General features: G+C 42.4%; 16 protein-coding genes. 7 read left to right on the top strand and 9 right to left on the bottom strand.

The window, feature by feature from the left end; translation table 11 throughout:
- Positions 1-148: 148 nt before the first annotated feature.
- The gene (locus WC614_08290; GenBank protein ID MFA5033003.1) at positions 149-2,194 is read left to right on the top strand and encodes a DUF5916 domain-containing protein; all 2,046 of its coding nucleotides are present in this window, start codon (positions 149-151) and stop codon (positions 2,192-2,194) included.
- A gap of 809 nt (positions 2,195-3,003) precedes the next feature.
- Here the strand turns inward: WC614_08290 and WC614_08285 are convergent.
- The 8 genes from WC614_08285 to WC614_08250 form a co-directional block, all read right to left on the bottom strand.
- The gene (locus WC614_08285) at positions 3,004-5,862 is read right to left on the bottom strand and encodes a tail fiber domain-containing protein (GenBank protein MFA5033002.1); all 2,859 of its coding nucleotides are present in this window, start codon (positions 5,860-5,862) and stop codon (positions 3,004-3,006) included.
- A gap of 420 nt (positions 5,863-6,282) precedes the next feature.
- Complete coding sequence (locus WC614_08280) at positions 6,283-7,032, bottom strand: hypothetical protein (protein ID MFA5033001.1); 750 nt, start codon at positions 7,030-7,032, stop codon at positions 6,283-6,285.
- A gap of 30 nt (positions 7,033-7,062) precedes the next feature.
- The gene (locus tag WC614_08275) at positions 7,063-7,293 is read right to left on the bottom strand and encodes a hypothetical protein (GenBank protein ID MFA5033000.1); all 231 of its coding nucleotides are present in this window, start codon (positions 7,291-7,293) and stop codon (positions 7,063-7,065) included.
- Positions 7,290-8,522, bottom strand: a complete 1,233-nt coding sequence (locus tag WC614_08270) for a T9SS type A sorting domain-containing protein (protein ID MFA5032999.1) — start codon at positions 8,520-8,522, stop codon at positions 7,290-7,292. Before WC614_08270 ends, WC614_08275 begins: the two co-directional genes overlap by 4 nt.
- A 68-nt stretch (positions 8,523-8,590) precedes the next feature.
- Entirely contained in the window at positions 8,591-11,305 is a 2,715-nt protein-coding gene (locus tag WC614_08265) for a kelch repeat-containing protein (GenBank protein MFA5032998.1), read from the bottom strand.
- 163 nt (positions 11,306-11,468) lie between these two features.
- Positions 11,469-13,139: a T9SS type A sorting domain-containing protein gene (locus tag WC614_08260; protein MFA5032997.1), complete on the bottom strand. Its 1,671-nt coding sequence runs from the start codon at positions 13,137-13,139 to the stop codon at positions 11,469-11,471.
- Between the two features lie 302 nt (positions 13,140-13,441).
- Positions 13,442-15,040 carry a tail fiber domain-containing protein gene (locus tag WC614_08255; protein ID MFA5032996.1) on the bottom strand — a complete coding sequence of 533 codons (1,599 nt, stop codon included), beginning with the start codon at positions 15,038-15,040 and terminating at the stop codon, positions 13,442-13,444.
- A 162-nt stretch (positions 15,041-15,202) separates the two neighbouring features.
- Positions 15,203-16,375: a hypothetical protein gene (locus tag WC614_08250; GenBank protein ID MFA5032995.1), complete on the bottom strand. Its 1,173-nt coding sequence runs from the start codon at positions 16,373-16,375 to the stop codon at positions 15,203-15,205.
- A 289-nt stretch (positions 16,376-16,664) separates the two neighbouring features.
- Here WC614_08250 and WC614_08245 point away from each other — a divergent pair, with 289 nt between their 5' ends.
- A complete protein-coding gene (locus WC614_08245) occupies positions 16,665-17,600 on the top strand; it encodes an ROK family protein (protein ID MFA5032994.1) in 936 nt (311 codons plus the stop codon).
- A 69-nt stretch (positions 17,601-17,669) separates the two neighbouring features.
- Positions 17,670-18,788 (top strand): isocitrate/isopropylmalate dehydrogenase family protein, encoded by a 1,119-nt coding sequence (locus WC614_08240; GenBank protein MFA5032993.1) that lies wholly within the window; start codon positions 17,670-17,672, stop codon positions 18,786-18,788.
- Positions 18,789-18,881: 93 nt separating this feature from the next.
- Here WC614_08240 and WC614_08235 read toward each other — a convergent pair whose 3' ends face one another.
- Positions 18,882-20,180: a YCF48-related protein gene (locus tag WC614_08235; protein ID MFA5032992.1), complete on the bottom strand. Its 1,299-nt coding sequence runs from the start codon at positions 20,178-20,180 to the stop codon at positions 18,882-18,884.
- Between the two features lie 540 nt (positions 20,181-20,720).
- Between WC614_08235 and WC614_08230 the strand changes: the two genes are divergently transcribed.
- The 4 genes from WC614_08230 to WC614_08215 all read left to right on the top strand — a co-directional run bounded on the left by WC614_08230 (position 20,721) and on the right by WC614_08215 (position 24,322).
- The gene (locus WC614_08230; GenBank protein ID MFA5032991.1) at positions 20,721-21,932 is read left to right on the top strand and encodes a peptidylprolyl isomerase; all 1,212 of its coding nucleotides are present in this window, start codon (positions 20,721-20,723) and stop codon (positions 21,930-21,932) included.
- 59 nt (positions 21,933-21,991) lie between these two features.
- Positions 21,992-22,927 carry a 4-hydroxythreonine-4-phosphate dehydrogenase PdxA gene (pdxA, locus tag WC614_08225; GenBank protein MFA5032990.1) on the top strand — a complete coding sequence of 312 codons (936 nt, stop codon included), beginning with the start codon at positions 21,992-21,994 and terminating at the stop codon, positions 22,925-22,927.
- Between the two features lie 20 nt (positions 22,928-22,947).
- Positions 22,948-23,766: a transketolase gene (locus WC614_08220; GenBank protein MFA5032989.1), complete on the top strand. Its 819-nt coding sequence runs from the start codon at positions 22,948-22,950 to the stop codon at positions 23,764-23,766.
- Positions 23,767-23,872: 106 nt separating this feature from the next.
- On the top strand, positions 23,873-24,322 hold the full coding sequence (locus WC614_08215) for a nucleoside deaminase (protein ID MFA5032988.1): 450 nt from the start codon (positions 23,873-23,875) through the stop codon (positions 24,320-24,322).
- The last annotated feature ends 1 nt before the right edge of the window (position 24,323 follow it).

Below are 24,323 nucleotides of genomic sequence, written 5' to 3'. Positions count from 1 at the left end.
ACAAAAAAAATATTTTGTGATAGGAAAGAGGGACGGATAGGAATAAAGAGTATATCAGAGAATCAGCATATCAGAGGAGCAGCCCAGCGGAGCCGGATAAGAAGCTCTAAACAAACGAAGAGTTTCTAAACAAAAGGGAGAAAATAAAATGACACTATTACTTTTTTTGAGTTTGGGGTTGGGGAATGTTAGCATACCGAAAGTTGGTGTGGCGCCGGTGATTGACGGAAAGATTGATTCGGTCTGGGGGAGCGCGGATTCGGTGAGCGAGTTCGTCCAGTGGGACCCGGAGGAGGGAGCGTTTCCTTCGGAATCGACGAAAGTGTTTATCTGTCGGGATGACAAAAATATTTATATTGTTTTTAAGTGTTTTGACTCGGAGCCGTTAGGTTTGAACGTCAAAAAAGTGCCGAGGGATTATTTTGACAACGAAGATAACGTCGAAATCATATTCGATACTTTTGGCGATAAAACTACCGCTTACGAATTTATGCTGAACGCCGCAGGCGTGCAATACGATGAGAAAATCTCCCAGGACGGAAGAGCAGAAGATATAAGCTGGGACGGAGTCTGGTACTCGGCTACCAAAATTACGGAATACGGCTATGTCGCGGAAATGAAAATACCTTTCAAAACACTACGGTTTAAACAAGGACTCGATGAATGGGGTGTCAACTTTTGTAGATATATTTCAAAAAATAATGAGAGCGTATCGTGGGCGCCTCTTAAACAGGTAGAAGGAATGCGCGTTTCAAGAAGCGGAGCGCTCAAAGGAATCCCAAACACCAGACAGGGACTGAATCTTGAAGTTTATCCCGTGGCGCTTTTAAGATACGTGGCGACAAGTGAAGACACTTCCCTCCGTCCGCAGGCAGGACTGGACGTCGGCTGGGGGTTTACTTCGTCGCAACTTTCGTTAACGGTTTTGCCGGATTTTGCGCAAATTGAGGGAGACCCTTATACGATTAATCTCACCCAGTATGAACCTTATCTTGACGAAAGACGACCGTTTTTTATCGAATCACAGGAAGTCTTTGCCACCCCTATAAAGCTTTTCTATTCCCGCAGAATAGGCAAAAAATTGCCCGAAGGTGAAGTCCCGATTTTGGGCGGGGCAAAATATACGGGGTCACTGGGGAGAGTAAAGTTCGGAATGTTGTCGGCGTACACGGACAGCGTTTCGCCGGAAGAAGATTGGTTTGAACCGAGAAATTTATACTCCGTGGGAAGGGTAAAAATGGGCATCCTGAAAAACTCGGATATAGGGTTTACTTATTCGGGAGTCAGCGGGGACAGCAGTTTTAATAACCAGAAAGTAATGGGAATAGACGGAATGTTCCGAACTCAACAACTGCAATGCGCCGCAGAGGTGGCGAAATCGGATAGCGGGTATGCGGAGGAGATAGCTCTGAATTGGTATGCGCCGAAATTTCTGGTGCTGGCAGGGTACGAAAACTATGATACAAGTTTCGACGTCGGGGAAATCGGGTTTGCACCGTATGTCGGGTACAAGATATATTCTCTTATGGCGGGACCGCAATTTTTTAACAAGGGTCCTTTTCGTAAATTTGTGGCTTGCGCGGGAGCGGGTGGCTCACAGGAAGCCGGCAATCCGAGCGGGAATTGGATTAGCGCACGCGTCAATCCTTGCTTTAAGAATAATTATGGGGGAAATATAAACGTTTATAAGGGTAAAGGATATGAAATGAATACGGAGTATGATTACTCCCGTCTGAGCGTTTGCTTATATACCGATTTCAGTAAGCCTTTTGTCTTAAGCGAAGAAGTGTGGTATAAGAGTTATGGGTTTAATTACAGGAGCAACAGAAAGTACTTTGCAGCAACAGGAACAAATGACTTTATTGTAGATTGGAAAGTCAATCCGTCTTTAAGTTTTTCACTTGTCGTGTCAAATACTTTCGAATGGAATCCGAGCGGGGATATGGAACAAATATCCTGGATTTTACTACCGACTATGCAGTGCGCTCTCACAAAGGATATGCAATTGAGGGTATACGCAGAGCCGAATACCGATACGCATATCCACCAGTTTAACGCTCTTATTTCTTATAATTTCAGACCGAAGTCGTGGTTGTATTTGGCGTTCAACCAAACCGTAAACAACGTCGAAGACGATATGGATATGACGGATAGGATAGCGGTAACGAAAGTAAGGTACCTTTTCTTCTGGTAGGCAGGTTAAAACGGACACGGAGAAGGGGAGATTGGGAGAAAGATTAAGAGAAACAGAGAACGGAAAAACGAAAAGTTAGCCACCCCGCCAGGGCGGGGTAAACTCCGACCACGGATTAACCCTCCTATCAAGTAACTCCAATAAATACTCTGAACGGCGGGCAGGCCTAAAGGCAGGTAAACAGGCAGGAACAAATAAATAGTCTGAACGGCGGGCCATGCCCTCCTATCAAGTAACTCCAATAAATAGTCTGAACGGCGGGCAGGCCTAAAGGCAGGTAAACAGGCACGATAAAAAAACGGAAAAGTCTACCACGAAAGCAAAAATAAAAACGAAAGAAGAACACGAAAAACGGACTTAAACCACGAGATTCCCACACGATTTACACAAGAAGCAACTAACAGGGAAGGGAAAAGTTTACCACCCTTCGACTACGCTCAGGGTAAACTCCTTCGACTACGCTCAGGGTAAACTCCTTCGACTACGCTCAGGGTAAACTCCTTCGACTACGCTCAGGGTAAACTCCAAACACAGATAGACGCAGAGAGGGGATTCGTTATTAGTATAATAGTGTAATAGTTAATCGAAATAAAACAAACAAAAGGGCAGGCAAGTGTGCGTTCCGTACACAGAATACTGCTGAGAGCAGAGGCTCTCAGCAGTCCGAAGGGTTAAATTAAAAATCAAATATTAAAAATCAAAACTAACATATAAAAATCGTTATTAGTATAATAGTGTAATAGTTAATCGAAATAAAACAAACAAAAGGGCGAGGCAATGCCGCCTCGCCCTTACAAATAGGTTGTTTTTTATTTTGACAGTTGGTCTACTTTTTCTTTTAATACGTCTATTTGTTTCTGCTGTTCCTGCACTACTTTTGTCAACGCCGCTACGATATCCATCGGCGATAATCCTTTTCTGTCATTCGTCGCTACAAGGTCGGGAACGTCTTCAGCTATGAAACCTACGTACTCTTCTCCTTTGTCTTTCTTATAATTGAACTTAACCGGAGTCAGGTTTTTAACCGCACTCAACGCTTCATCCACCCGTAGTTCTTCTATGTTTTCTTTGTATGCCCTGCTGCTTGAATTTGTCCATGTTCCGCCATTACTGAGGTACGCGCCGTTAGAAGCATTGATGAATCTTCCCGTCCCGGTGGACGTTAAATAAAGCAAATCTGAAGCGTTTGAAGCATTGTTTATCTGGAAATAACCTGCCTTGCCCGTTCCGACTGTAGTCGCATATAACGCCTCGCTTGCATTTGAAGCATTGTTTATCCCGAAATACCCGCCCGTGCCCGTTCCATTTGTAGTTGCGCAGAACGCCTGGCTTCCATTTGAACCATTACTTATCGCAAAATATCCTGCCCTGCCGCCGGTTCCGGTTGCATAAGAAATTATGGAATTTCCACCGCTGCCATTTGAAGTGCAATATAGCGCGCCATTTGTATTTGAAGAATTATTTACCTGGAAATACCCGGCGTTGGAGGTCCCGGTTGTATAACCGTACATTGCATATCCTGTTCCGTTTGTATATCCATAAACCGCATTATTCCCATTTGAAGCATTGTTTATCTGGAAATTCCCGGCTTTCCCGGTTCCCGTCGTATAGCCGTAAACCGCGCTTCCTGTGCCGTTTGTGGTTACCCCCAGAGCAGAAGCGCCATTTGAAGCATTGACTACCTGGAAATACCCGGCACTGCTTGTACCTGTTGTATACCCACTCACCCCGTTTCCGGAACCGCTCGTATAACCGTACACCGCATGTCCGCTTCCGTTCGTGTTCCCCTCCAACGCATAAGAACTATTTGAGGCGTTGTTTATCTGGAAAAATCCCGCGCCGCCGACGCCGTTTGTATACCCGTACATTGAATACCCGCTTCCATTCGTAGCCGTATACAAAGCCTCGCTTGTATTTGAAGCATTGTTTATCTGGAAATTCCCGGCTCTCCCGGTCCCCGTCGTATAGCCGTAAACCGCATATCCGCTACCATTCGTAGCCCCCTGCAATGCAGGATTTACGTTTGAAGCATTTGCTATATGGAAATACCCGGCGTTGGCGGTTCCGGTCGTATAACCTTCTACCGCAACCCCGCTTCCGTCAGTAGATCCCCATATCGCTTGTCCGCTACCATTCGTGCTTCCGACCAACGCAGAAGCTGAACTTAAATTATTGGCTACCTGAAAAGCCCCGGCGCCACCTTCTCCGGTTGCATATCCATAAATTGCATTCCCGTCACCATTTGTCGTCGCATACAATGCTTCATTTGAATTCGAAGCATTGGATATATTGAAAGCCCCTGCCCTGCCCGAGCCGCTCTGGTCAGAAGAAATCAGATTAGAAGAGGAAGCCGCCGAAACACCAAGCGGACCTGTCATCGTGTCTCCGGAGGATATCACATATTTAGCGTTAAAATTGGTAGTATCTTTCCCTTGTAAACTGTGAGACGTTACCGATACTCTCGCCGAATCAACATACGCGACGTTTGCAGTAACCGCATATCCCGCAGTATCCGAGTGATTTGCGTTTGCGACTTCCCCGCCTACGTTCGCACCCGCAACAAAACTTGCGGTATCCGAGAGGTTAGCTTTCGGGACTTCGGTCCCCCAAACATTGCCGTTCCACTTATAAGAATTAGTCGAGATTCTTGATGAGTCAATATAAGTAATGTTTGCATTAACTGCATAGGTTGCGGTATCCGCTTTGTTAGCGTTTGCAACTTCCCCGCCTACGTTCGCACCCGCAACAAAACTTGCGGTATCCGAGAGATTGGCTTTCGGGACTTCGGTCCCCCAAACATTGCCGTTCCACTTATAAGAGTTAGTCGAGATTCTTGTTGAATCAATATATGTAATGTTTGCATTAACTGCATAAGTTGCGGTATCCGCTTTGTTAGCGTTTGCGACTTCCCCGCCCACGTTCGCACCCGCAACAAAACTTGCGGTGTCCGAAAGATTGGCTTTCGTGACTTCCCCGCCCACGTTCGCACCCGCAACAAAACTTGCGGTGTCCGAAAGATTGGCTTTCGTGACTTCACCGCCTACGTTTGCGCCTGCGACAAAACTTGCGGTATCCGAGAGGTTGGCTTTCGGGACTTCGGTTCCCCAAACATTGCCGTTCCAGTTATAAGAGTTGGTCGAGATTCTTGCCGAATCTACGTACGTAACGTTAGCGGCAAGTGCATAACTCGCGGTATCCGCGCGGGTTGAATTGTCCGAACGTTTTGACTTTATTGCATAACCTACGCTTGTAAGTTTTTTTCTCGGAGATAAAACTTCGCTTCCGACTTGTGTTTCGAGGTAAAGAGAAGTATTATTAAAGAAGCTGTCGGGTATTGGCGTTACGCTGCCGAGTAGTACGTTGAATACTCCTTTGATTACATACACGGTGTCTTGAGCTTCATTCCATAGGGGAGTAACTCCCGTCGGAGTGGTATATAACCTGAATATCATATTAATTTTAGCCGTGATTGCTGAAGTGTCGGATGCATAACCGAGCCACCCCTGGTAATTAATTTCTGAGGGGACGCCTGATTTTGTTCTGCCTTTTGCTTCAAGAATGTCAGTTCGCTGAATGGTTACGTTACGAACCGCGGTTTTTTGTCCACCCAATAAAACAACCGGGAGTAATAAAATCCCGACTAAAAAACTGCCGAAAGTCTTTCGCATATTCCCTCCATTTTCAAAAAACAAAACTTTTTCAACAGGGATTTAAAGAGATTTGCCTACCTGCGGTAGACAAATAAGAGATTCTAAATTATTTTCTATCTCTTAAATTCTCTTTCAATCACTATTGATTTTTATTTTATAATTGTTAACTTTCAGGATATATTGTGGTTTTGCTTTTTGCAAGAAAAAAAAGAGACTCGCCACAAAAACACGAAAAATATGAAAAATGGAGAAGGGTAAACTCCAAACACTGAGAACCCAGCTGAGCTGGATAGAAATAGTGGTCAGTGGTTCCGCCTCAGGTGGATCAGTGATCAGAAGAACAGAGAACAGAAAGAATAAAACCATGCCTAACGGCAGGCAGGGACGCTGAGTCCGCAGAGAGCATAAAAACAGAATACAGAAAAATTTAAACAGGGATTATTTACAAGTGTTCCAGTATATGCCGGAAGCAAGTCCTACAATCGCTCCGGCAGGCGCACCCAAAAAGAATATCGGGAATGCATCCGGGTCAACAAGGCAGCTATTATCGCAACCATTTATTTTGCCAAAAACGCCAACTCCTGCGAGTCCAACAAGGGGACCTGCCAAGATCCCGCATAACATAGACGTAGCTATTCTGCCAAAACTATCTTTCTTTCCTTTTACAAGTTTCCATTTTCCATAAAAATCGGGCACACCTACTCCTAAGGAGGTGTAAATAGTATTAGTCCGAAGTGGGCATGGGGTTTGGGAATTAGCATTATAATACCCTATGCGGAATCGTAAACTTTGATAAAAAGTAGCGCCTATGCCAAGCGAAAGCGAACGAACCCAAGACGAACCATAATAACATTCATTGGTAATTTCAGACCAACCAAAAGAACTGTAATTTAAGTATGTGTAGAGTTTCATTTTTTTAGAATCGGATAAAATAATATACGCTTTTATTGGGAGCATTTCTACATTATATTGATAAAATCCCGGCATTACTTTGTACCCGATAAAGTCAGTTCCTACGACTACGGGACCTGCGCCGAAGCCGAGTTCCATAAAATCCATACTCGTGAAAGAGGGGAAGCCTTTATCAAGGGAAAGAGGACAGACGTGAAAATAACTTTTAAACCCGTGCGCAAAAGAAGGCGTTAAAATAATTATTAAAGAAAAGAATAATGCGATTTTATTTTTCATTATTTATCTTCTCCTAAACAATATCTATTTTTAATGCTCCTTTTTCTTTCTCATAAAACAACATTGAAGAATACAAATAATTTTCAGGGTATTAGGTAATTGGTTCACCGCCAAGGAGGCGGGATGTTCCACATTGGGTAATTGGGTATTAGGTAATTTGTCATTGGGTAATTGGGTATTAGGTATTGGAAAATTGGAAGAATCTGCGGATGTAATATTACTCGCTAATAAAATTATAAGTGCCAGCAAAATATTTTTCATTTTATCAGTACTAATTTTTTCGTTTCCTTATAATCCCCCGCGGTCAGTCTCACAAAATATATCCCGCTCTTGTGGATATTGGGAGTAAAGGTATAATCGCCTTTAGTTAATGTGCCGGAATAGAGAGTGCTTTGAAGTCTACCTGATAAGTCGTAGATAGTTATTAGTGTATTAGTATAATAGTTATTGGGGACGGAGAGGGAAATTTTATTTTTAATAACTCTCAACTCTGAACTTTGAGCTTTCAACTCTTTACTTTCTTCTATTCCCGTCGTATTATACACTGCAATACCGCTCCAAAAAGTTCCAATCCAGAGTTTATTTCCGTCCAGCGTAAGAACAGTGACGTCGTTAGAAGGCAGTCCGGAATTTAATGTGTCATAAACAGTCCAGTTAGTGCCGTCGAACTTTGCAATGCCGCCACCAAGAGTGCCGGCCCATATATTGTTTCCTTGTATTGCAAGAGCATAGACATCGTTATCCGGCAGTCCGGAATTTAATGTGTCATAGGTAGTCCAGTTAGTCCCGTCAAATTTTGCAATGCCGCCGCCCCAGGTACCAATCCATTTATTATTCCCTTGTATTGCAATAACCCGAACGTCATTATCGGGCAGCCCGGAATTTGAAGTGTCGTATACAGTCCAGTTAGTCCCGTCAAATTTTACAAGTCCATCGTCATAATTGCCAATCCATTTATTGTTCCCTTCTATTGCAATAGCTGTAATCCAGTTATCGAGCAAACCGGAATTTGACGTGTCATAGGTAGTCCAGTTAGTTCCGTCAAACTTTGCAAGACCACCGCCGGGGTGGCCACCTGCATAAATATCCCCAAGAGTGCCGACCCATTTATTGCTCCCTTCTAAAGCAATAGCAAAAACCCGAATATCAGGCAAAGGTGAATTTGAGGTATCATAAATAGTCCAGTTAGTTCCGTCAAACTTCATAAGACCACCATAATGATTGCCGACCCATTTATTGCTCCCTTCTACTGTAATAACGCTGATTCCCGGGATTTCAATCACAGCAGTCCAGTTAGTCCCGTCAAACTTTGTAAGGCTCCAACCGGTGCCAATCCATTTATTATTTCCGTCTATTGCAATAGCCCTGACCCAGTCGTCAAACAACCCTGAGTTTGAACTGTCATACACAGTCCAACCCGGGTGTTGAGCAAAACTATTAGAGGTTGTTACTACAATAAAAACAATAGAAAATATCAAATATTTTCTCATCTTTCTCCTTTACTAAATTAAAAGTTTTTAACAGAACGGGCAGACACTCAGGTCTGCCCCTACAAATATTATTTTACTAAAACAAGTTTTTTGGTTTGCTTATAATTTCCCGCCGTTAATCTCACAAAATATACACCGCTCTTTTTTATGTTCGGCGTGAACGTGTAATCCCCTTTACTAAATATGCCATTATAGACAGTGCTTTGAAGTCTTCCGCATAAATCATATATTTTTAATTCTGCCTGCATTGCCTTCGGCACATCCAAATAAATCTTTTCTTTTATTATCTTTAAATCCGCATTCCCCAATCCAAAATCCGAAATGGAAGGTTCTTCCACTGCCATTTTTGGTTCATACCACTTACAAGGAATTCCGTTTACTATTGACCACAATCTGTAATATCCTGCGAAATCGGACACTTGCGGGTGCACGATTGTATTAGCCGTATCCCAGTAAGAGCTTGAAGGCATCGTAATAATATCTCCTCCGCCGTTACCCTGGAAATTTCCGCCGCCGATACGCACAAGAGAAATAATAGGATGATCGGTATTTGATACGTGACAATGATTTCCGCCGTCTGCTTCCGTTATGTCTCTGAAGAGTGAGCCCTCTATGGCCATAGTAGAAGATATAGCGGTTATAGGATTATAATTATATATACTTGATTGCCATGTGAATTCGTATCCAAGTCCAAAATCAAATCTTTCTATAGAACTGAGAACGTTGCTGCTACCGATTCCTCCAATTGCATACACAAAAGGTTTTTCCCCGGGAACAAGGATAGTTGAAAAATAACTTCTTCCCGAAGTAAGCGTTCCGGTATTTGTCCATTCATTTGTTGCCGGGTCATAAATTTCACAGGACGTCAAGTCGCCGTTTCCACCGGAAACCATTACTAATCCTGCATAAGTCATTGTAGCGCTGTGTAAATAACGAGCCTGGTTGAGGCTTGGCGCCTGAGACCATTGTCCGGTTGCCGGGTCATAAATTTCACAACTTGAGAGTGCGGTTCCGCCGGTTCCTTTTCCACCGATTACAAGAACTTTTCCGCTTTGCAATAAAACAGCGCTGTGCCAGCAACGAGAAGTAATTAAGTTTCCTGTGGATGTCCAGTTTCCGGATGCGGGATTCCACATTTCGCAAGTATTGGTTGGTGTCCCTGCCGAGGTTTCTCCTCCGATTACCATTATATTTCCGTTCAGCAACAAAACCGCCGTATGTCTTGCTCTTGCCGTTGTCATTGCTGCTGTAGTTGTCCAAATGCTTCCATTAAATATTTCACAAGTGTTTGTATAACCGGTATTTTCTCCACCCGTAACAAGAATAGTTCCGTCTTTTAATAAAGTGGAAGTATGGTCAAATCTTGGAGTGTTCATACTTGCCGTAGAAGACCATATTCCTCCGTTCAAGTCATACATTTCGCAAGAACTAAGCGCCGAGCCTGTGTTTTTACCGCCCGCGACAAAAACTTTACCCTCCGGGTCAGCCGTCAAATTTGCGGTATGGTGTGTTCTCGGGGTATTTAATGAACCCGTATATTTAGTAGTATCAAACTGATAACAAAATAATTCGCATGAAGACAATGCCGTTCCGCCGGCATCTTCTCCGCCGACGATAAGGACGTGGGACGAACAATCGGCAATATATTTTATTGGCAATAATGTTGCGGTAGCCGCACAGCGTGATGTATTTAATTGTGCTTTGGTCGTCCATCCCGGATTTTCCGCAGGATCATAAATTTCGGTTCTTGCATCAGAAGGGACATTATAATCTCCGGCAACTAAAACTTTTCCCGTAGGTAGAATCGCAGCAGAGAAATGCCATCTGTTTATTGCCATAGAGTCTGTATTTGTCCACATCCCGGTTGCCGGGTCATAAAGTTCACAACTTTTTAAGCCGCTTCCTGCAATTAAAAATGCTTTGCCGTTTGGGAGTAACGCCAGTGCCGGGATTACTCTCGGGGAAATATTTTGTGCTCCTGAATATGACCATTTTTGGGTTGAAACGTCATACAACTGGGATGCCGTTGTCTGTCCGCCGGCGGTTAATACTTTTTGAGGGGATGTTCTTAACAAAACAGCTACATGTTTACACAACCCGGTTAATAAGGAATCCGTGTAACTAAACGTTTCCGAGACCGGGTCAAAAACTTCGCAAGATTTATAGACCTGCTGGTCGAGTCTCCATCCGCCAACCATCATAACCTTTCCGTCCGGCAATCTTACTTCCGCAGAATTGAAACGGTCATATAAACTACTTGAACCATCAATATTATTTGCAATCCTGCGCAAAGAATCTATCTCCCATTCATAAATATAACAGGGTGGTCCAGCCGGGCGGTCAACAAAAAGCACTCTTCCATCATATAATAAGTTCCAACATTCTTGCATTGACCCTGAAAGGGAAGTTTGCCAGTGAAGCCAGGTATTTTGCCATGTTTTTGTTTGCGGGTTATAATTCCAGAGGTACCCGTGATTGCTTTCGAGTAAAACGTTTCCGTTCGGGAGCAATATTGCAGAAGTGTGGTCATTTGCTTCTAAAGTAGTATCAACAGGGTAATTATCCCTCTGCCATTTTCCTGTAGCCGGGTCAAAAGTTTCATAACTTATTGAAGCCGCGGTTGACATTCCGCCCAACATCATAACTTTTGAATCCGTGAGCGTTACAAACTGAGAACCGTTTCTTGGTGTATTAAGATCCCCGGTTAACGACCATCTACCTGTCCCATACACTACGTTTCCGCAAAGTATAAACGCGAACACAAACTTCGTAAATTTATGCATAATTCCCCCTTTTTTCTGTCATTCTGATCCCGATTCCTGACTGCCGTCAGGCAAGTTATCGGGACTCTCTTTATTATCCTCTGTACTCATCCTGTAAATCCTGTCTTCTATTTTTTTATTCGCGTATATTCGCGTGAATTCGCGGATCATATTTCTTTTTTTTCTATTTTATCAGTATTAGTTTTTTCGTTTCTGCAAAGTTCCCCGCATTCAGTCTCACAAAATAGATTCCGCTCTTGTGGATGTTGGGCGTAAAGGTATAATCGCCTTTAGTTAATGTGCCGGAATAGAGAGTCTCTTTTGGTCGTCCGCTTAAATCGTAAATCGTTATTAGTGTATTAGGGCAATAGTCATTAGGAACGGAGAGGAAGATTTTATTTTTAATTATTTTCATTTTTACATTTTGATATTTAATATTTGAATTTTCTTCCACTGCAATTAACGAAACTTTCGCATAATAAATATCCCGGGTATTAAGTTGGTATATTCCGCCTGTCCATACTATATGGCTATTTCCGGAGTTGTCAATTGTTGCCGACGGGCAATAAGCGACACAACCTTGTGCGCCGAAAGTAATACTATTCCAAATTAACCCATTATCATTCGAATATTTTAAGTGGGTTTTTGCAATATCCCTTCCTTCTGAACTGTCATATTCGGCAACTCCATAAATAACCGTCACAAAATTATCCCGGGTGTTAACTTGAGGTGTTCCAAAAATTGAAAGCAGGTTTTCCGTTTCCGGGACCAGACAAACGGAAGAGTCCCAACTTGTTCCTCCATCCGCGGAATGTTTTATATAATAAGAGAATCCGGAGTCTTGTTTTTCTTTTTGCAACCATCCTATATAGACTGAATTCCCGCTCGAAGCAACCGTCGGACAAATGGAATAAGCGCTATCCGTCGTAAGTCTGCTGTCGGAGCTCCAGACTTGCCCGCTGTCCATCGAACGTTTGTAATATATTTCTCCGCTTGAATCGTCCCTTGAATCCTGCCATACCAGATGCACAAAATTATCAAAAGAGGATATTGCCGGGCAAGGAGCATACGACGGTATAAGAGCATCCCCCGGTTCTCCTAAAGTTATAGATATGTCAGGAGTGGTTACCAAATTTTCAACCGGCGTTGACCACTGCAAACCGCTGTTAAAAGAATGAGTATAAATAAAATTAATAGTGTCACTTATTGTTTTTCTCCAGATTGAATGGACGACATTATCTCCGGATACATCCATACATACGCCTCCCAAAGACGAAGTCGAGTCTGATTCGTATAATACCGTATCTTCCCATACGCTTCCGCCGTCTGCGGAACGAAGATAATGAATATGATAATTCTCTGCATATTTAGTATAAAATATATGAACGGCATCCAGGTTGTTAGTTGAGATAGTAGGCGGAGAATAAATTGTATCAGCAAGTCTTAAGACGCTATCAAAAGTTGCTCCTCCGTCGAGAGAACGCCTGTAAGAAAGAGAAAGCCCGGTAAGTTTTGTCGTGTCGCCGGTTGTATCAATAAACGTTTTTCCCATCTCAAGAGAACGATTATAAAAAAGACGACATAACGAATTCCCGTCCTTGTTTTTTAACAAGTTTATATTTTTTGTGAGGAATTTCGCTTTATAAGTGTTTAATAATTTTGAGGTTGTATCGGAAATCTCATCACTAAGCCATACGATATGAACACGGTTTCGCGAATCCACGGCAACGGAATGCTGGGTAAAATCGGAACTACAGGAACACCCCGGAGCATTGCTTATGTTGGTTCCATCGTTATAAGTAAAAACAAATCCGCCCAAGACTGCGCTTACTAAAAAATATTTAATGTATCCCATTGTTTCTCCTTGTCTTAAACTCTAAACAAGACCCTTACTATATATCTTTGTTTGTTTAAGTTGTCAAGCATAAAAAACAGAAAATATTACCACCCCGCATCTTGCGGGATAAACTCCTAACAAATGAAAACGGAGAACACGAAAAACAGAGAAGGGAAAATTGGAACCGCCCCGCCGGGGCGGGGTAAACTCCTAACACCGATAGACGCAGAGAAGGGATTCGTTATTAGTATAATAGTGTAATAGTTAATCGAAATAAAACAAACAAAAGGGCGGACAAGCGTACCCCACGATAAATTATTTTATTTCGACAGTTGGTCTATTTTTTCCTTGAGCGCGTTTATTTGTTTCTGCTGTTGCTGTATGTTTTTCTGTTGTTCCTGCACTACTTTTGTCAAAGCTGCGACGATGTCCATCGGCGACAACCCTTTTCTATCTTTCGTCGCTACAAGGTCAGGCACGTCTTCCGCTATAAAGCCTACACACTTTTCTCCCGCGTATTTCTTATAATTGAATTTAACCGGATTTAAGTTCCTTACCGTGCTTATCGCCTCGTCCAACCGCAGGTCTTCTATGTTTTCTTTATATTCGCGGCTGCTTGCGTCAGTCCATGTTCCGCCATTACTGAGATACGCGCCGTTAGAAGCATTTATAAAATTACCGCTTCCGTTTGAATTTAAATAAAGCAAATCCGCCGAGTTCGAAGCATTATTTATATTGAAATACCCTGCCCTGCCCGTGCCGGTTGTACTACCATATAGTGCATTTCCGCTGCCGTTTGTCGTTCCATACAGTGCGGAAGCCGAATTTGAAACATTACTTATTTCAAATCCTCCGGCGCTGGATATCCCGCTTGCCAATCCGCGCACTGCACTCCCGCTGCCATTTGTAGATCCCTGCACTGCAGGATTTGAGTTTGAAGCATTGTTTATCTGGAAATATCCTGCCTTGCCCAAGCCAGTCGTGTAACCATAAATTGCATTCCCACTGCCGTTCGTAGTTCCATAGAATGCATCAGTTGAATTTGAAGCATTATTTATTGAAAAATACCCTGCCCTACCCGTACCGTTTGTAGTTCCGCGCACTGCAATTCCGCTTCCGCTTGCAGCCCCGTACATGGATTCCCCGCTGCCATTCGTGACACCATATACCGCAGGATTTGAATTTGACGCATTGCTTACCTGAAAATGCCCCGCACTACCCGTGCCATTTGTGGTTCCGTACAATACCGGGTTTGTGTTTGAACCGTTGGTTATCTGAAAATATCCTGCGCTGCCCGTACCTGATTGAGTTGAAGAAATCATATCATTAGCTGAAGTCGCCGAAACGGAAAGATGACCCGTCATATTATCTCCGGATTTAGATACATATTTGCCGTTGAAGATAGTTGTGTCTAAGCCTTGTAAGTTGATAGCCGTAGTGGCTGTATCGGCGCGGGTTGCATTGTCCGAACGTTTTGATTTTATTGCATAACCTACGCTTGTAAGTTTTTTCCTCGGGGATAACGCTTCGCTTTCTACCTGTGTCTCGAGGTAAAGAGAAGTATTATTAAAGAAGCTGTCGGGTATAGGCGTTACGCTGCCGAGTAGTACGTTGAATACTCCTTTGATTACATACACGGTGTCTTGTGATTCTGTCCATAATTCCGTGCCGCCTGTTACAGTATCATATAACTTGAATACCATATTTAATTTATCCGTGATTGCTGAAGTGTCCGTTGCCGAACCGAGCCACCCTTGGTAATTGATTTCTGCAGGGACGCCCGATTTTGTTCCGCCCTTTGTTTGAAGAACGGTGGCTCGCTGAATGGTTACGTTACGAACTGCGGTTTTTTGTCCGCCCAATAAAACAGCCGGGAGTAATAAAATCCCGACTAAAAAACTGCCGAAAGTCTTTCGCATATTCCCTCCATTTTCAAAAAACAAAACTTTTTCAACAGGGATTTGGCCACCGCTTTACGGGACTATTTCACTGTTTATTTTATAATTGTTAATTTTACAGAGTATATTGTGATTTTACTTTTTGCAAGAAAAAAAGAGTAGAAAAATTTGCCTCACGGAAAGTTACCAGAGTATTATTTTTTTTGTGATTGTTTCCGGTTTTGAGTTTTTGCCTGTATGCTTTAAAACTGCAAGGTATACACCTTTTGGTATTCGTTTGCTTATCTCTGTCGTGTAAATTCCTGCATTTATTTCTTTGTCAAACAGGATTTTGGCGCGTCTCCCCACAACGTCATACAAACTAAGAGATGTATATCCTTTGTCATGGATTATAAATATCAAATCCCCGTCATTAAAACTTAATTCCATATTATTAAGCCGGCTTTCTTCTTCTATCTTTCCTTCACAGGAAGAGCTGATGCTGACTTCCCAAACGCATGCCAGAAGGGTTACGCAGTCCTGTCCCGATGTTCCAGACATTAATTCATATCGACAGTGGGCTACGTTACTTCCGGGGGGGGTGAGAGAAGTGACGTCATAAGTTTTGGTATCCCAATAGGGACCGTCAAAACCTTCCGTGCAGTTAGCGTCTAATAATGAATCATTATAGAACATTAAATCCGGGAGTCCCGGGCCTTGTCCATCGGCAATAATATATGTGATTTTTGCTTCAACTACAGGGCTTGATGCTTGTATCCATTGTACTGTCCAATTATAGCTTTCAACGCCGGTAGTGCTGGCAAAAAGCACATTTCCATCGTATAGCACAAAAGATTTTTTACTGAGAGCAGTATTCTCGTAGAAAACTACAAGAGTTGCGCCCTCGGAATAATATCCGCCGTTGAACGAAGTCAGGCTATACGTTCCGTTTCCTGTGACAAGAGAAGTGACATCTTTTCTAAAAGATTGCGAATACCCAACAGACCAGCAAGGGTCGTCGTCCGAACCCGTAAATCCGCCCGTAATCGGAGTGCCGTTAAAAACACCGGAGTTCCCGGTGATGAAATCCAGAGTTGAAGTTAATGCGTTCCAGTAGAGGAAAGCTTTTTTGATTGTAGAACCGGCAGGAATGTCGCCAATCGTAATATTGCCTGAACGTGTATTACGGATACTTACGCCTTTTGCGGTATAACCACCGCAAAAACTGTCCGCATAAAAAACGGTAAGAGAGGTCATTGGTGTGGCAAGCTTGTTCCGGTCGCAGCTGTCGCAATCTTTTTTAGTCAAGCCGCCTTCTCCTCTGGCTAAACTACATATAATTAATAACATTCCTAAAATAAAAGAAAATCTTTTCATTTGTTATATCCTCCCCGAACAATAAATAGTCTTTCACCATATTAATTTTAATATAAACGGATGTCAAGCATAAAATGGAAACAGAGAGGGAAAAAATAAAAGATAGAAATCTCTAAAACACGAAAGTATACTAATTTGTGATATGCAGCACAACTTCCGAACGTAGGGAACAGACACACCTGTTCCCTACAAAGCATAAGCACAGAAAAAAACAACAGAATAGAGATTCCAAGATTAACGAATTACTTGACAGATTAACGAATATCCTTATATTAGACAATAATAATTTATGAAATCTTTTAAAAAGATTTTAGGGTTGGACATCGGTGGAACCAACATAAAAGCAGGCGTATCCGTTGTGCCTCCCGAAATAACTGAGTTCAAAAGTTTCCCCACGGACACATCCGCCATCCGTGAACAAATTGCATCAATCGCAAAAACCTTTAAGCCGGATGCAATTGGAATAGGAATAGCGGGACTCATCGGGAACGGAATCGTATACTCTTCTCCCAACCTTGCAAAAATAAACAACACTTCCTTGAAAGATTTTCTCGAACATAAACTTAAAATTCCGGTCACCGTAGAAAACGACGCCAATATGTACGCATTCGGTGAATGGAAACACGGCGCGGGTAAAGGCTCACACAGTATGTTGCTTCTCACCCTCGGGACGGGAGTCGGTGGAGGGATTATAAACGACAACAAGTTATATACCGGCGAAGGATTCGCAGGAGAAATCGGGCATACTACCATCGCTCCGGACGGGGCGGCTTGTGAATGCGGTAACTACGGCTGTCTGGAGACTTTCGTTGGAAGCGCGGCAATCGTGCTCAAAGCAAAACAAGGACTTATGCTGGGCATAAAAACGTCGCTTGTTAAACACTCCAAAATAACCCCGGAAGTCATATCAAAAGAAGCTTATAAAGGAGACAAATTTTCGTTGTCAATAATTGAGGGCGTTGGTTATTATCTCGGGATAGGGATTGCGAACGCTTGCGCCATAATGGATCCGGAGATAGTCGTAATCGGCGGTGGAGTCTCGAAAGCAGGAAAAATATTATTCAACAAAATAAATGATACATTGGAAAAGCGGCTGTTTCTATTGCCTTACACCGGGAAAAACAAAAGAAAAAAACTCACAATCGTTCCTGCAAAACTCGGGGACGAGGCGGGTGTGCTTGGGAGCATAACGTACATTACAGACAAATTAAATATTAAACATTAAATATCTCCAGCGGAGCTGGATAACCAGCCCTAAGCAAGCTAAGGGCTGGTAAACGAATGGGAGGGAACGATGGCGAAGTATAAGATTTCGGTTTTGCCGGGAGACGGCGTAGGGAAAGAAGTTGTAGAAGCAGCAAAAATAGTATTGGATGCTTTAAAATTAGATGCGGAATATATTTATGGGGATATCGGTTGGGAGTTCTGGAAACACGAAGGGAATGCTTTGCCTGAGAGGACGATACAATTATTAAAAGAAACCGATTGCTGTCTTTTTGGCGCAATTACCTCTATGCCAAAAGAAGAAGCAGTCGCAGAACTTGATGAAAGATTGCGGGATAAAGGGTTAGTATATTTTAGCCCGATAGTTAAAATGCGCCAGATGTTCGATTTGTACGTTAATCTCAGACCCTGCAAAGCATACCCGGGCAACCCGTTGAATTATCGTGAAGACATAGACATTGTTGTATTCAGGGAAAACACCGAGGATTTGTATTCCGGGGTAGAGTTTCATCCCGTTCCCGATGAAGTAAGACAGGCTCTGGATAAAAATAGCCCGGCTATGAAAAAGTTTGCCGGTGCGGCTTCGGGCGATATGGCTATTTCTTTAAGGATAATAACCAGAAAAAGCGCGCAAAGAATAATCAGGGCGGCTTTTGAATATGCAAAAAAGACCGGACGTAAATCCGTGACACTTGTTGAAAAACCAAACGTAATAAGGGAAACGTCGGGGTTGATGTTAAGGGAAGCAAGAAAAATAGCGAAAGAATATCCCGGAATTGCATTTTGGGAAGCGAACATTGATGCGATGTGTATGTGGCTGGTAAAGAATCCGCAGGATTATTCCGTGTTATGCACTTCAAATATGTTCGGAGATATAGTTTCGGATTTGGCGGGACAGCTTGTGGGCGGATTGGGATTTGCGGCATCCGCGAATACCGGCGACAAATATGGCGTGTTTGAACCTGTACACGGGTCGGCACCGAAATATACGGGTATGTATAAAGTTAACCCGATTGCTACAATATTTACGAGCAAGTTGATGCTTGACTGGCTTGGAGAAACCGAAAAAGCGACTAAAATCGAGCAGGCAGTTATAAAGGTTTTACAGGAAGGCAAAGTAAGAACTTATGACCTGGGCGGGAAAGCGACGACGCTCGAGGTTGCGGAAGCCATAGCGGGAAAGCTTTAGAGAGAAAATAGTCCAATCTGTCGAAGAGGTAAGTTCGAGCCCTTGCTCGAACTTATAGGGTAGTATCCGCTCTTTTTCTATATGACTTATTCTTTATTTTACTAAAATTAGTTTCTTGGTTTCTGTTAGTATATTAGATTCTTCCCCTTCACTTCGTTCAGTGTCAGAATGACAAACAGCTGTTAGTCTTACAAAATAAATCCCGTTTTTGTGGATGTTGGGCGTGAAGGTATAATCCCCTTTAGTTAATGTGCCGGAATAAACAGTCTCTTTTGGTCTTCCACTTAAATCGTAAATCGTTATTAGTATATTAGTATAATAGTCATTAGGAACGGAGAAGGAAATTTTATTTTTTATAACTAACAACTGATCCGCCTTAGGCGGAAAGCTACCCTGTTGTTCTACTCCAATAAGGGGATTATATTTCAAGATACTGCTCCCCTTATAAGTTGTATTTAACGCCCATACATAGATTGTATCTATGGCGCATATTTTGGATACAGTGCCGGGAACCGTTGCTTCTACTTCCCATATTTTCCCACCATCTCTTGTTCTCAAAATAACTCCTTGTCCGCCTACCCATCCGTTCAACGAGTCAACAAATTTTACGCATTTTAAACTATTGGTTACTCCACTTGACAGTGTTTCCCATACGCTATCGGTTCCGCCGTTATCGGTATATAATATTTTTCCTGAATCTCCAACTGCCCATCCGTGGAGAATGTCTACGAAGTCCATATCGTTTATTGTTTGAAATTCATATAAAGGAGATAAATCACTAACTCCCGTAGTAGTTCTATAGAATAATCCATAAGCCATCCACATATAAGAATAATCTAAAGCGCACCATACTCGGGGTATAGGTTTACTATCCAGTTGCATACTATGTCCGGCCAGTAAAAACGTACTTCCCGTGGTCAAAGAACTTCCTTGATAACCACTCCAGATTAAACCGTCTGATGTAGACTTTATTTTTCCAACGCCTCCATATTGATAATGCGATTCCAGATATTGTCCCGAAGTAGTAAATGTATTAAACCCATTTCCTGTAGATATTAAGTACCACCCGGTGGCAGCCCCTCCTGTAACAGCTTGACTATACCTACCGCCTACAAGTCCGTTCAAATAACCGGAAAAACCGATACAATCCAGACTCATCAAAGCTCCTGCATTGACTAGAATTTTTTCAGTCCATGTTTTTCCTCCATCATTGGTAAACAGGACTCTTCCATCATGATTGGTAGTTATGCCGCCTACTGCCCAACCGTGAAGCGAATCGGGAAAACTTATGTCCCCAATGTTATCGGAATATTGTATTACCCAGCTGTTAACGGCATAACTCATTTTTGCAAACATAATTAACCCTAAAACAATCAGACAGAATTTTTTCATAATCCCTCCAAAAGCACGCTTACTAAAAAATATTTAATGTATACCATTGTTTTTCCTTAATCTTATTCCTAAACAAGACACTTACTCTATATCTCTATTTGTTGACGTTGTCAAGTGTAAAAAGAAAAACAAATACCTCGCCACGAAAGCCATGCCTACGGCAGGCAGGCACGAAAAGAGTTTTCTTTTTTGTATTCGCGTTAGGAGTTCACCACGAAAAGAGCGGGGTGGATAGCTTTTTCCGTTCTCTGTTATTTGTTTCTTGTGTAAATCGTGTGAAATCTCGTGGTTTAATTATGTTTTCCGTTTTTCATGTCTTTTATGTCCCCTTTCTCTTTTTCCCGTGCTTTTCTTCTGTTTTCTGTTTTCCGTGTAAATCTTTGGTAGCAAGCCCTTGGTGTTTTAGCCCTTAGGGATTTTTATCCAGCTCTGCTGGGTTTGATTTCTTTTAAGAACACCCGCAAACAAACGAAAATCTTGAGAAATTCCACAAAAAGGAATTACCTTGACATAATAGAAAATTCGTAATAAGTTTTCGGTATGATTAACTTTATATTATTTTTTACGTTTGGTCTAGTTACAAACAGCCCGCTTGATAAAGTAGTAGGCGTGGTAGGAAAAGTTTGCATAACAAGAAGCGAACTGGAAGAAATGAAAACGATGTTGCCAAATCAAATCAGTGACGAAGAATTGCTTAATCGTTTAATTGAACAAAAATTACTGGTAATTCAGGCTGAACGGGATACGATACTCATTAAAGATGAAGAGTTGTCACGTGCCGTTGAGGGGGCTATTTTAGACTTAAAAGGAAGATTCCCATCGGATGAAACTTACAAAGCGGAACTCGAAAAATCAGGCATGACCGAAATCTCTATTCGCAAAAAATATGAAGAGAAATTGAAAGAACAAATGTTGACTCAAAAGTTATTCCAGAAAAAATTCGGAAAAGAACTTGCCGTTGGCGACGTGGAAGCTCTGGAGTTCTATAAAAACAACAAAGATTCCATCCCGCTTCAACCCGCAGGAGTGCGTTTATTAGGTGCATCTATAAAACATACCATCTCGGGAGAGGCTCTGAAAAAAGTGGATAAAAAAGCAGAAAGCCTTCTAAACAGAGTAAAAAAAGGAGAATCTTTTTCCGAGCTTGTTAAAAAATATTCCGAAGACGAAAAAACAAAAGCTCTTGGCGGAGACCTTGGTGTACTTAATCAGAACGATATGGGAGAAGAGTTTCGCGATGTCGTGGCAAAACTTTCCCCGGGCAATGCGGGTATCGTAAAATCGCAACTCGCTTATCACATTATTAAATGCGAAGCAAGAGAAGAAGAAACGGTTAAGTTAAGAGACCTCATATTATTTGTAAAACCGACAAGGTCCGATTCCCTGGAACTGGAAAAAAGGGTAACCCTCGTAAAGAATATTCTGGATACTATAAAACAGGATTCCATTCCCGAAATATTAAAAGATACCGCAAAAATAGAACTCCTGAGCTGGGGTGAAGCCTTTATTCCTGTCAGCAATACACCATTTGGTTCCATTGAAAAAATTCAGGTAAATAATGTCGCCATATTCCATACTCCCTTGAGTGTTCAGGTAATTAAACCCATTGAAGTTCGTGAAGAAAAAATGCCAAACTGGGAAGATATCCGGGATGACTTAAAACAATTCGTATACCAGAAAAAATTGGCGAAATATTATAAACAACTTGTAGATAAGCTTAAGAAAGAAATATATACAAAGAGTACATTGTAAGTTCCCTTTGTGCAAGATGTTCGTATTCAAAACCGCGCAGGTTAGCAAAAAATTTTAATATGAAAATCGGAATAACAATGGGCGACCCCGCCGGAATTGGACCCGAAATTACTCTTAAAGCCATAAACAGAATCGAAAAAAAAGATTCCGGAAAATACGTAATAATTGGTGCCAAAGACATACTCAAAAGCGTAAAAAAAAATTGCAATATCAAATGGGACGGCGAAATAATAAATTGCGTAACCGTATACCCTGAATACATAAAATACGGAAAAATATCCGTAACTGCAGGAAACGCCGCATATAAATATATAATCAAAGGCTACGACCTGATAAAAGAGAAAAAAATAAACGCGCTCGTAACCGCCCCGATTTGCAAAGCTTCAATCAAACTTGCGGGGTTTGATTATCCCGGGCATACCGAATTGCTCGCGGAACTTTCTAACACCAAACGATTCGCAATGATGCTGGCGGGAACCGAAACTGCCAAAAACAAAAAGCCTTTACGGGTTACGCTTGTTACTACTCATATTCCCATCAAGGAAGTATCTTCCTCGTTAACCAAAAAAACAATCCTGGAAAAAATAGAATTAACTCAAGAATTTCTGGTAAATAACTTTGGTATTAAACAGCCAAACATCGGCGTATGCGCGCTAAACCCCCATTCGGACGAGTTCGGAGAAGAAGAAAAAAATTTTATCCGTCCGGCAGTTGAAAGAGCAAAATCCTACGGCATAAACGTCTCCGGGCCGTATCCTGCGGATACTCTTTTTACAAAACCGGGGTTTGATGCGATAGTTGCGATGTATCACGACCAGGGATTGATACCATTGAAATTAAAGGAATTCGGGAATGCCGTAAACATAACTCTCGGGTTGCCGTTCGTAAGGACATCGCCGGATCACGGCACCGCATTTGATATCGCAGGGAAATGGGTCGCCGACCCGGGCAGTATGATTAATGCAATAAAAATGGCGGAAAAATTGGCAAAGTAAAAACAGAAAGTGGAGGAAAAATTAAAATGCAAGAACTAAAACAAACAGCAAAAGAAATAAGAATAGACATAATACGAATGCTCGAAAAATCCGGCTCGGGACACCCGGGAGGGTCTCTGTCCTGCGTCGAAATCGTAGTCGCACTGTACTTTAAAGTAATGCAATATGACCCCAAAAATCCTAAACTTCCGTCAAGAGATAGATTCGTCCTTTCCAAAGGACACGGCGTTCCTACGGTTTATGCCGTGCTGTCAAAACTCGGGTACTTCCCCCGCGAATGGTTATGGGAATTACGAAAAAGCGGCAAGCCTCTCCAGGGGCACCCTTACATAAAAATTCCGGGGATTGAAGCAAGTACAGGCTCTTTGGGACAGGGGTTATCCATTGCAAATGGCATTGCAATGGCGGGGAAGCTGGACAAATTAGACTATAGAGTATACGCTTTGCTCGGTGACGGCGAGATTAATGAAGGGCAAATCTGGGAAGCCGCGATGGGCAGCGCAAAATTCAAACTCGATAACCTTTGCGTAATACTTGACCATAATGGTTACCAGATAGACGGCGCTATAACGGACATAAAAAATCCTCTTCCTCTGGCGGATAAATGGAAAGCGTTCGGATGGGAAGTTATCGAATTGAAAGACGGACATAATTTTGACGAACTTTTGCCTGCGTTTGAAAAAGCAGAAAAAATAAAAGGGAAACCCGTTATGATAATTGCGCCTACGAAAAAAGGCAAAGGAGTGTCGTTTATGGAAAAAACTCCCCTTAAATGGCACGGCGTAACACCAAATGCGGAGCAGGCAAATCAGGCAGTCGAAGAAATAGAAAAATCATAAGGGTACGTCGGGGGTTTTAATCCAGCTCCGCTGGGCAACTGCCCTGACATTGGAGTGGTGTTCATATAGAACAAACTCCGGAGAAACGAAAAGAAGAAAAATCATTATGACAGACGAATATTTTATGGGGGAAGCCGTCAAAGAGGCGGAACTCGCATTAGAAAAAAAAGAAGTCCCCGTCGGCGCAGTCATTGTGCTTGATAATAAAATAATAGGACGCGGACATAATAGAATTGAATCCCTTCAAGATCCTACCGCGCACGCCGAAATAATAGCCATCACCAGCGCTGCCAACACTTTAAACAGCTGGCGAATTCTCGGCGCTACCATCTACGTAACGCTTGAACCTTGCCCGATGTGCGCCGGAGCAATAATGCTCGCAAGAATTGCAAAATGCGTGTTCGGAGTTGGAGACCCACTTGCAGGTGGACTCGTCAGCTCTTATAAAATTAAAACCCCAAAACTTGAAGTAGTTTCGGGTATCCTTGAACCGGTATGTAAGTCCCTTATGAAAGAATTTTTCAAAAAATTACGAAATAAAAATACTAAAATTTGAC

The organism is bacterium (assembly GCA_041649255.1).
GTDB lineage: Bacteria > Hydrothermota > UBA3073 > JACQXS01 > JAQTXJ01 > JAQTXJ01.
The sequence above is the reverse complement of the archived record's forward strand: the minus strand, read 5'-3'. Positions and strand labels throughout refer to the sequence as shown.

What these genes read in the sequence shown, in the direction of transcription:
- WC614_08235 (MFA5032992.1), bottom strand. Translation starts at nt 20,180, where the DNA reads ATGAAAAAATTCTGTCTGATTGTTTTAGGGTTAATTATGTTTGCAAAA.
- WC614_08280 (MFA5033001.1), bottom strand. Translation starts at nt 7,032, where the DNA reads ATGAAAAATAAAATCGCATTATTCTTTTCTTTAATAATTATTTTAACG.
- WC614_08285 (MFA5033002.1), bottom strand. Translation starts at nt 5,862, where the DNA reads ATGCGAAAGACTTTCGGCAGTTTTTTAGTCGGGATTTTATTACTCCCG.
- WC614_08215 (MFA5032988.1), top strand. Translation starts at nt 23,873, where the DNA reads ATGACAGACGAATATTTTATGGGGGAAGCCGTCAAAGAGGCGGAACTC.
- WC614_08260 (MFA5032997.1), bottom strand. Translation starts at nt 13,139, where the DNA reads ATGGGATACATTAAATATTTTTTAGTAAGCGCAGTCTTGGGCGGATTT.
- WC614_08255 (MFA5032996.1), bottom strand. Translation starts at nt 15,040, where the DNA reads ATGCGAAAGACTTTCGGCAGTTTTTTAGTCGGGATTTTATTACTCCCG.
- WC614_08250 (MFA5032995.1), bottom strand. Translation starts at nt 16,375, where the DNA reads ATGAAAAGATTTTCTTTTATTTTAGGAATGTTATTAATTATATGTAGT.
- WC614_08270 (MFA5032999.1), bottom strand. Translation starts at nt 8,522, where the DNA reads ATGAGAAAATATTTGATATTTTCTATTGTTTTTATTGTAGTAACAACC.
- WC614_08275 (MFA5033000.1), bottom strand. Translation starts at nt 7,293, where the DNA reads ATGAAAAATATTTTGCTGGCACTTATAATTTTATTAGCGAGTAATATT.
- WC614_08290 (MFA5033003.1), top strand. Translation starts at nt 149, where the DNA reads ATGACACTATTACTTTTTTTGAGTTTGGGGTTGGGGAATGTTAGCATA.
- pdxA (MFA5032990.1), top strand. Translation starts at nt 21,992, where the DNA reads ATGAAAATCGGAATAACAATGGGCGACCCCGCCGGAATTGGACCCGAA.
- WC614_08265 (MFA5032998.1), bottom strand. Translation starts at nt 11,305, where the DNA reads ATGCATAAATTTACGAAGTTTGTGTTCGCGTTTATACTTTGCGGAAAC.
- WC614_08230 (MFA5032991.1), top strand. Translation starts at nt 20,721, where the DNA reads ATGATTAACTTTATATTATTTTTTACGTTTGGTCTAGTTACAAACAGC.
- WC614_08240 (MFA5032993.1), top strand. Translation starts at nt 17,670, where the DNA reads ATGGCGAAGTATAAGATTTCGGTTTTGCCGGGAGACGGCGTAGGGAAA.
- WC614_08245 (MFA5032994.1), top strand. Translation starts at nt 16,665, where the DNA reads ATGAAATCTTTTAAAAAGATTTTAGGGTTGGACATCGGTGGAACCAAC.